1 protein-coding gene is annotated in these 1,111 nt (G+C 50.0%); it reads right to left on the bottom strand.

The genetic code is table 11. From position 1 onward, the window contains the following. Positions 1–211: 211 nt before the first annotated feature. The coding region (locus L248_RS14915) for an IS1380 family transposase (RefSeq protein WP_220095325.1) at positions 212–1,111 on the bottom strand (900 nt) is incomplete at its 5' end.

The raw sequence follows: 1,111 nt of genomic DNA, 5'->3' as shown, positions 1-1,111 counted from the left end.
CCCCAATAATTCATGAAGGTGGCGAAAATGGATAGAGACGTACAAAATCTTGGAAAACGGTCCATGTCGAGTGCCTTGCAAAGACTCGGCCAGCAATTATTGAGACACGGGGCTTTCATATGGTAAAGAGTCCCAGCCAATTGAGATTTTTAGGTACACAAATACAATTCTGGGCGCCTGTTTTTTGAAAATTGGAGAAATCGATTTGGGTTCACACCTGTAGTCGTTGAATGTTTTCCAATATTGGCCAGAAGAGCCCCAACCCCGGATGCCCGCATGTTAAATTGATCCATGTCTTGCGGGCATGAGCTGACACTGAGGCAGCAATATCCAGCAGGTGGGTACGGATGGTCCCAATTTGCCATATCCGTTGGCGTGGTGGAAAGACGAGCAGTTTCATGAGCTGCATGATGTTGTAGGCCAAGCAGGCGATCATCATGCGGGCTTCGTTGACAAAGAAGTTCTGACTGCTCACGTGGTCCGCAAAGAACCCGGATTTGGTCTCTTTGATATAATTCTCCATTTGCCCACGTTTCCGGTAGAACTGGACAACTGTTTCCGCTTTACTCTTCAAGGAAGTGATGAAGTATTGATAGGTCGGCATCAGCTCTTCAACGTTCTGCTTCGCCACCAGTATCAACCGGTGCGGCTCCCGCCAACGGGGTGACTGGTAATGGAAGGAATAGAAATGTTCTTTCCCATCGAGGGTGAAATCAGGATCGCTAGCCACGACCAATGACGGCAGCTTTTTTAGCAGGGCGTTATCCTTAAAACGGATGACATAGTCCACGCCGTGGTCAGCCGCCATGTCGTAGATCTTGGGAGTGGCGAAGCCACTGTCGCCGCGCAGGACGACCGACCGTTCAGAAAAGTGGTCTAACAGCTGAGCCAAATAGTTTTCGGCATTGTTCGAGGTATAAACTGCACCGCTTCGGAGTTCAATATCCAGCAGCAGCCCGGTACGACCCTCGTAAACCACAAAGGGGTGCAGTCCCATCTCGTTGTAGTGCCCGTTGAACTCGACGCCTTCTTGATGGCCATAAGCATTGAAGTTCGTCGAATCCATGTCGAAGACGAGAGTGCCGTGCATTCGTCCCAACTTGAGGTTCGC

The sequence above is a fragment of the Schleiferilactobacillus shenzhenensis LY-73 genome (assembly GCF_000469325.1).
GTDB lineage: Bacteria > Bacillota > Bacilli > Lactobacillales > Lactobacillaceae > Schleiferilactobacillus > Schleiferilactobacillus shenzhenensis.
Note: the sequence above shows the minus strand (reverse complement) of the source record. Positions and strands in the feature narration are given on the sequence as shown.